This is a genomic window from Glycomyces tarimensis (genome assembly GCF_054776215.1).
In genome coordinates this window covers 138,252-145,927 of the sequence record NZ_BAAHCB010000005.1, presented here as the reverse complement: position 1 = coordinate 145,927, position 7,676 = coordinate 138,252, and the positions used below count along the sequence as shown (strand labels likewise).

Sequence of the window (7,676 nt, the reverse complement as noted above, 5' to 3'; positions counted from 1 at the left end):
GGAGCCGTATGCCTTCCCACAGCGAGACCGGCCCGCCCGCTGCCACCGGCGACAGTCCGGTGATCCTGGTCTCCGCCGCCGCGGCCGCGATCGGCGCCGGCGCCGCCCTGTTCTTCGTGCTCCGCCGCCGCGGGCTCGCCCAGAGCTGGGAGTAGCTAAGCCGTACCACCAGCGCCGCAAGGCGACAGAAGAAAACCGGCAAGAGCGACGGCCGCCCCGGCCTCCACCACCGGGGCGGCCGTCCCGTACCCGGCCTGCCGGTCCACGCCCGGACCACGGCCGCGTCATAGACTGGCCGTGTGACGTACCCCGAGAGGGCCACTCGCAGGCTGCGGCTGCCGGCCGACGACCGATCCCCCGCGACCGCCCGAGCCGCAGTCAGGGCGGTCCTGACCGAAGCCGGACTCGCCGAGCTGCTCGACGAGACGCTCCTGCTCACCACCGAACTGGCCACCAACGGCGTCGTCCACGCCGGCACCGACATCAACCTCACCGTCGCGGCGGACTCCATCGGCGTGCGCGTCACCGTCACCGACTACCGCTCCGGCGGGATCGAACCGGCCGACATGACCGGCATGCCCGAGGTCACCGCCGAAGGCGGGCGCGGGCTGCTGCTGGTCGACCGCTTCGCGTCCTCGTGGGGCACCACCCACGACGCCACCGGCAAATCCATCTGGTTCCGCATCGACCGCGACCCCGCGGCCCCGCCGCCGACCAGGCCCTCGCGCGCGGTCGCCCCCGGCGTCGACGTCCCCGGCGGTCCCGTGACCGACCTCACCCAGCTCGCCGCGCTCCTGACCGTCTCCCCGGCGCTCCAGTCGCGCCTGCCGGTCGAGCAGCTCGTCGCCGAATTGCTCGCGCGCCTCCACGACGCCACCGCCGCCGCCGGCGGCGCCATCGAATACGACCCCGGCGACGGCACCGGCCCCACGGTCCTCGCCAAGTTCGGCGACATCACCGAACCCACCGTCTCCGTCGCCATGCCGCTGACCGCGCCCGCGTTCGGGACGCTCACCCTCTCAGGGATCGCCGGGCCGTCGTGGCAGCCGCTGGCGACGCTCACCGCCGAACGCGTCGCGCTGGCCCTCCAGATCGACCGCATGCGCGACGACGAGCAGCGCCGCTCCGGGTGGCTCACCTACCTCGCCGAGGCCGGCGAACTGCTCGCCCACTCCCTCGAAGAACGCTTCACCGTCGCCCTCATCCCCCAGCTCATCGTCCCGCAGCTCGGCCGCTGGGCCGCCGTGCACCTGCGATCCGACGGCGGGGCGCTCCACCTGGCCTCGCTCAGCCACGCCGAAGAGCTCGAACTCGAGCCCTGGCGCGCCCGCCTCGGCGCCGCCAGCGCCGCCCTGGAGGCGTCGCTGGCCTCCGACGGGTGGACCGGTATGGAGCTGCCGATGCCGCGCGGCATCGACGGCGTCGCCGTGCCGCTGTCGGCGCGCGGGGCGACGATCGGGGTCCTGTCGGTGGGGCGCCCCGGAGAGCGGCAGCACTCGACCGAGGAGCGCGCCGTCATCGCCGACCTCGCCAAGCGCTCGGCGCTCGCGCTCGACAACGCGCGCATCCACGCCGAGCGGGCCGCCGTCGCCCACGAGCTCCAGTCCGCGCTCATGCCCGGGACGCTCCCGGACGTCGCGGGGGTCTCCTTCGCCGCCGAGTACCTCCCGGCCGAGGCGTTCGGCACCGAGGTGGGCGGGGACTTCTACGACGCGACGGCGCTGCCGGGCGACCGGCTGTGGGTGGCGATCGGGGACGTGTGCGGCAAGGGCGCGCAGGCCGCGGCGATCACCGGTGTCGTCCGGGACGTCCTGCGGGTCATGGCCCTGGACGGCCGTCCCATGCCTCGGGCGCTGGAGCTGCTGAACTCGACGCTGCTGGAGCAGCCCGGGGACTACCGGTACGCGACGATCGCCTCGGCGCTGCTCGACCGCGAGGGCGAGGCGCTCACGGCGACGCTGTGCCTGTCGGGGCACGACCGGCCCCTGCTGCTGCGCGCCGACGGGGACGCCGAGTGGGTGGGCCACGAGGGCACCGCGGTGGGCTTGTTCCCGCGGGTGAAGGTGCACCCGCGGCAGGTGCGGCTGGAGGTGGGGGACGCGCTGGTGTTCTTCACCGACGGGGTGACCGAGCGGCGGGACGTGTCGGTGATGTTCGGGCACGAGCGGGTGGTCAAGACGGTGCGGGAGGTGGCCGGGAAGTCGGCGCGGGCGATCGCCACGGCGCTGCTGGAGGCCGTCCAGACGTTCTCGCCGGACGCGCCGCGGGACGACATCGCGATCCTCGTCGTCCGCTGCGACGGGCGATAGGAACGGGCCGCGCCTGACGGCACGGCCCGTGGCGATCGGGGGCGTCTACTCGCCGAAGTCGGTGACGCGGGTGGCGCCGTAGTAGACGTTGCCGTGGTCGACCGGGACGACCTTGACGACGCTGCGCGAGTTCGGGGCGTGGACGATGTAGCCGTTGCCGATGTACATGCCGACGTGGCTGAGGCTGTTGTAGAACACCAGGTCGCCGGGCTTGAGTTCGTCGCGGGAGATCTTCGCGGTGTTGTTGTACTGGGCGGCGGCGTTGTGCGGCAGGGAGATGCCGATCTGCGCGTAGGCGTCGAGCATGAGCCCGGAGCAGTCGTAGTTGTTCGGTCCCGCCGCGCCCCAGACGTACTGCTTGCCGACCTGGTCGAGAGCGTGGAAGACGACGTCGGCCCGGTCGCCGTCCATGTAGGGCAGGTCGTAGTTCTGGACGGCGTCGCCGGAGACGGTCTGCCACTCGGCCTCGAGATCTTCCATGCGGGTCTCGATCTCGGTCTTCTTGTCCTCGAGTTCGGCCTGGTCGGCTTCCAGGTCCTCCTGGAGGTCGGTGAGGAGTTCGAGCTGGGTGGTGTATTCCTCGGTGACGTCGTTGAGTTCGGTCATCAGGTCGAAGTCGTACATGTTCGCCGAGTTGAGGCGGTCGAGGCGCTCGACGAAGGCTTGGGGGGAGCCGGATTCGAGAAGGAGGGCGGCGTCGCCGACTCCTTGATCCACATAGGTCTCGGTGATGAAGTCGGCGAGCCGGGAGCGGAGGTCGTTCAGCTCGGCCTCGGAGGCTTCGAGGTCCCCCTCGACCTGCTCGATCATCTCCTGGTTGTCGGCGATGTCCTCGGCGAGGGCGTTGTACTCCTCGATCGTCGTGTTCAGGTCTTCATCGACGTTCTGGATCTCTTCTTCGACTTCGTTGCGGTCGCGCTGGGCCCAGGCCGGGGTGGAGGCGACCACGGAAACGAGAAGACCGCCTACCAAGGCGGCGGAAGTCCACTTGCGTCGGAGGGACGGCTGGTTCACGAGGAGGGCGCTCCTTCGGAGTCGGTGCGGTCTGGGGTGAGGAACCGAAGATGAGCCTAGCGCGCATGGGAGGGACTGGAAAGAGCGACGGCGTGACAAATTCGCAGCGTGACGCCCGTTCCACAGATGGTGTGCCCTGGGTGGGGACGGTGCGGGAATTCGGGTACGATACGCGCCATGGCATGCACCATGTGTCGCTGTTGTCGGTGTCGCAGCTTCCGCTGAGCCCTCGCGCTCACCACCGCTGTTCTCGCACGCACCCGTTCCGACGCATCGAAAGCGCATCTGCCATGTCTGATCTGAAGCTCACCGTTCTCGAGGCCGACCGCCTGTGCGCGCTGGCCGCCTTCTACGCCGAGCACCTGCCGCTCGAGCCGCGCTTCTCCAAGTCCAGCCGCTGGGCCCGCCGTGTCCTGTCCGGACCGGGCCACGAGGCATGGCTGCTGGGCTGGCTGCCGGGGCAGGGCACCGAGCTGCACGACCACGGGGGCCTCGACCGTCCCGCCGCCGCGGCGGCCACCGTCGTCTCCGGCCGGCTGGCCGAGTACACGGTGCGGCCCGGTGCGTTCCCGACGTTGGAGCGCGCCGACCTGGCGCCCGGCGACGTGACGACGGTCTCGGACCGGACGGTGCACGCGATGCGCAATGACACCGATCGGACGGCGGTGAGCCTGCACGTGTACGCGCCGGCCCTGGACGCGATGCGGACCTACCTGTTCGACGAGACCGGACTGGCGCCCTCGGCGATCAAGCGGGCCGGCGAGGACTGGTGAGGACCGCCCCGATCGCCTGAGGCATCGCCGCGGCGATGTCCGTGGCGGTGACGGTGCGGTGCCCCGCTGCGGCTATCGCGGCGGCGCGCCCGTGCAGGAAGGCGGCGGCCACGGCGGCGCGCACGGCGTCCATTCCCGAGGCCAGGAGCGAGGCGAGGAGTCCGCCGAGGACATCGCCGGAGCCGGCCGTCGCGAGCTCGGGCCGACCGGTGGGGTTGGCCCAGACGGCGCCGTCGGGGCCGGCGATGACGGTGTGGTGGCCCTTGAGCAGGACGGTGCTGTTGAGCCTCTGCGCGAGCGCGGACGCGGCCGAGGCGCGGTCCTCCCCCGGCTCCGCGCCGTAGAGGCGCGCGAACTCGCGGTCGTGCGGGGTCAGCACGACGGGGGCCTCGCGTCCGGCGAGGACGGACGGGTACTCGCCGATGAGGGTGATGCCGTCGGCGTCGATGACCGCGGGGACCGGCGCGGCGAGCACGGCCCGCAGCTCGGCCAGGCCGTGTTCGTCGGTGCCGATGCCCGGGCCGACGAGCCAGGCCTGGACGCGTCCGGCCTCCTTGGCGGTCTCGGTGCTGACGACTTCGGCGTGCCTGCGGCGCACGTGGTCGGCGGCGGTGCCGGCGTAGCGGACGTAGCCGCTGGGCCCGGCGAGGGCGCCGCCGGTGGCGAGGACGGCCGCGCCGGGGTAGCGGTCGGAGCCGGCGGCGACGCCGACGACGCCCCGGGTGTACTTGTCGTCCTCGGGCCCGGGAGTGTGCCACCAGTCGACGATGTCGGTCTCGGTGGCGACGGTGACGAGCGGGTGCGGGTCGAGGTACTCGGCGAGTCCGATGTCGACGAATTCGAGCCGGCCGGTGCGGAGGGCGGCCGCGCCGAGGACGTGGCACGGCTTGCGGGCGCCGAAGGCGACGGTGACGTCGGCGCAGGCCGCTTGCTCGGGGACGGCGCCGGTGTCGACCTCGACTCCTGAGGGGACGTCGACGGCGACGACGGTGCCGGCGTTCACGCGGCCGAGCAGTTCGACGGCGCGGTCGGGCAGGCCGGGGCGGCCGCCGATGCCGAGGATGCCGTCGATGAGCAGATCGCACCGCGGCGGCGGCTCGGTGGTGAGGCGTCCGCCCGCGCGCCTCAGCGCCGCGGCGGCGTGCGGGTGGACGCGCGAGCCCATGACGGGGACGGCGTCGACGCGGGCGCCGCGTGCGGCGAGGCGGGCCGCGGCGAACATGGCGTCGCCGCCGTTGTCACCGGGTCCGACGAGGACGACGACGGTGGCCCCGTAGACGCCGCCGCGCCGCTGCAGGACCCGGACGCAGGCGGCGGCGAGTCCGGCGGCGGCGCGCTGCATGAGCGTGCCGGGCGGAAGCTTCGGCATGAGTTCGGCTTCCGCGCGGCGAACCGCCGCCGATGACCAAGCTGCCTCCATGGGACTGCCTCTCGCTGATCCTTCACGCCGTTTCGGCGATCACCACCGCTGTCGCGATACCGCCATCATGCGACAGCGAGACATGCCAGCGCGACACGCCACGCTGTGCTGCGGCCGCTGCCACCGATCCGGTGACGGACAGGGACGGGCTGCCATCGGGTGAGGAGAGGACTTCGCAGTCGGCCCAGTGCATGCCGCCGGGGGCGCCGAGGGCCTTGGCGACGGCTTCCTTGGCGGCGAAGCGGGCCGCGAGCGACTCGGTGCGGCGCCGATGGCCGTCCGGGGTGGAGCGTTCGGCGGCGGTGAAGAGTTTGTCGGCCACGGTCGGGGTCCGTTCGAGGACTCGCTCGAAGCGTTCCACTGCCACTACGTCTATGCCCACGGCGACGATCACCCGTCAAGAGTGCCACGGGATCGGACGGATCGCCCCTTTTCCGAGCGGTTCACCTGCGCGGGTGACGAGACGGCCCCCGGCCGCGCTGCGGCCGGGGCCCTGAGCATCGCTGGGGGCCTTAGCAGACGGCCGGTTCGACCCACGTGCATTCGAGGTCGCCGGGGAGGTCCGAGGCGGGTTGTTCGATGTCCTCCAAGTTGCTGAAGGTCGTGATCGCCGATTCGGTCGCGGATTCGCTGTGTCCGGCGATCGCGGCGGCGATCTTGTCCTCGATGTCCTTGACCGAGCCGGCGAGGTGGTCGTTGAACATGATGCTGAAGACCAGTTCGCGGCCGTCGGCGTCGGTGACGTAGCCGGACAGGGCCGAGACGGAGGTCAAAGAGCCGGTCTTGGCGCGGACGTTGTCGGCCGCGGGAGTGCCGCACATGCGGCCGACCAGGGTGCTGCCGTCGTCGCCGCAGGCGATCGGGAGCGAGTCGTAGTAGTCCTCGAACCAGTCGGCGTCCTTGGCGCCGATGAGGAGGTCGGTGATCATGTTCGGGGTCAGTTCGTCGAACCGGGACAGGCCGGAGCCGTCGACCTGGCGGATCGGGCCGGTGTCGACGCCGTACTGCTCGATCGCCTTGTAGACGGCGGCCTTGCCGGAGTCGAAAGTGCCTTCGCCGGTCGCTTGGTAGCCGAGGGCCTTGAACAGGGATTCGGCGAGGAGGTTGTTCGACGGCTTCATGAGGTCTTCGGCCAGTTCGGACAGCGGCTTGGAATCGTGGGTGGCGAGGGTCTGGCCGTCCTGGGGGGTGGTCTCGCCGGTGCGGGTCTCGCCGGTGAGGGTGATGCCGTGGTCGGCGAGGGCGGCCTGGAACACGGAGGCTGCGAGGCCGGCGGGGTCGATGACGGCGCGGGTGCCGTAGGTGCCGCCGGAGTCGGCGGCGATGGTGCCGGTCACTCGGATCTCGTTGGCGTGCTCGTCGCGGTCGATGGCGACGGAGGTGCCGGTCCCGGGTGCGGTGGTGGTGGCGTCGTTGACGATGGTGACGTAGTCGGTGGCCGGGACCGTTTCGATCTCGGCGGCGTCGCCTTCGGCGTTGCCGGGGTCGACGAAGACGCGGACGCTGCCGGCGAGGAGGTCGTCGCCGGAGGTGACGGTGAGGGCGGAGATCTCGGCGGCGTAGGCGTACTGGAGGTCGCCCCAGGCCCATTCGGTGCCGTGGCGTTCGTCGTCGAAGGCGGTGTCGTCGGCGATCAGGTCGCCGTCGACGGTGGTGACGCCTGCGTCGACGAGGTCGGCGGCGATCTTGTCGTACTCCTGGGCTCGCATGGTGGGGTCGCCGCTGCCGCGCAGGTACAGGTCGCCGTCGATGACGCCGTCGACGGGGGGCTCGGTGCCGACGGCTTCGGTGGTGAAGGCGAAGTCTCCGCCGAGGGTCTCGAGCGCGGCGGCGACGGTGGTGAGCTTCTGGCTGGAGGCGGGGAGGGCCCGCTGATTGCCGTTGCGGTCGTAGAGGACCTCGCCGGTGGCGGCGTCGGCGACGACGACGCCGACTTGGGAGTCGGTCAGTCGGCCGTCGGTGAGGATCCGGTCGATCGCTTCGCCGAGTGCCTCGCCGCCGGTTTCCTGTGCTTGCGCGACAACGGTTCCGGCGATGCCGAGGGCGGTTGCGGCGCCGATGGCGACCGCGCCGGTGATGATGGTTCGCTTTCTCACGACGCGAGTGTATATGTCGTTTATCTTCCGTGGGGGGCGCGGAATCGGCCGCGAGCGCAAGGTG

General features: G+C 71.8%; 6 protein-coding genes. 2 read left to right on the top strand and 4 right to left on the bottom strand.

Features of this window, described 5'->3' with window-relative positions:
- The first annotated feature begins 299 nt into the window (after positions 1-299).
- On the top strand, positions 300-2,309 hold the full coding sequence (locus ACYVK3_RS06285) for a SpoIIE family protein phosphatase (RefSeq protein ID WP_460496427.1): 2,010 nt from the start codon (positions 300-302) through the stop codon (positions 2,307-2,309).
- Positions 2,310-2,354: 45 nt separating this feature from the next.
- On the opposite strand, the gene ACYVK3_RS06280 is transcribed toward ACYVK3_RS06285, so the two are convergent.
- Complete coding sequence (locus ACYVK3_RS06280) at positions 2,355-3,257, bottom strand: C40 family peptidase (protein ID WP_460496426.1); 903 nt, start codon at positions 3,255-3,257, stop codon at positions 2,355-2,357.
- A 356-nt stretch (positions 3,258-3,613) separates the two neighbouring features.
- On the opposite strand from ACYVK3_RS06280, the gene ACYVK3_RS06275 reads away from it, so the two are divergent.
- Positions 3,614-4,096 carry a cysteine dioxygenase gene (locus ACYVK3_RS06275; RefSeq protein ID WP_460496425.1) on the top strand — a complete coding sequence of 161 codons (483 nt, stop codon included), beginning with the start codon at positions 3,614-3,616 and terminating at the stop codon, positions 4,094-4,096.
- Here the strand turns inward: ACYVK3_RS06275 and ACYVK3_RS06270 are convergent.
- From ACYVK3_RS06270 to dacB, 3 genes are all read right to left on the bottom strand, one after another.
- Positions 4,071-5,516, bottom strand: a complete 1,446-nt coding sequence (locus ACYVK3_RS06270; RefSeq protein ID WP_460496424.1) for an NAD(P)H-hydrate dehydratase — start codon at positions 5,514-5,516, stop codon at positions 4,071-4,073. The genes ACYVK3_RS06275 and ACYVK3_RS06270 overlap by 26 nt on opposite strands.
- Before the next feature lie 22 nt (positions 5,517-5,538).
- Positions 5,539-5,910 carry a holo-ACP synthase gene (locus ACYVK3_RS06265; RefSeq protein WP_460496423.1) on the bottom strand — a complete coding sequence of 124 codons (372 nt, stop codon included), beginning with the start codon at positions 5,908-5,910 and terminating at the stop codon, positions 5,539-5,541.
- 118 nt (positions 5,911-6,028) lie between these two features.
- A complete protein-coding gene (gene dacB / locus ACYVK3_RS06260) occupies positions 6,029-7,612 on the bottom strand; it encodes a D-alanyl-D-alanine carboxypeptidase/D-alanyl-D-alanine-endopeptidase (RefSeq protein WP_460496422.1) in 1,584 nt (527 codons plus the stop codon).
- Positions 7,613-7,676: the final 64 nt, after the last annotated feature.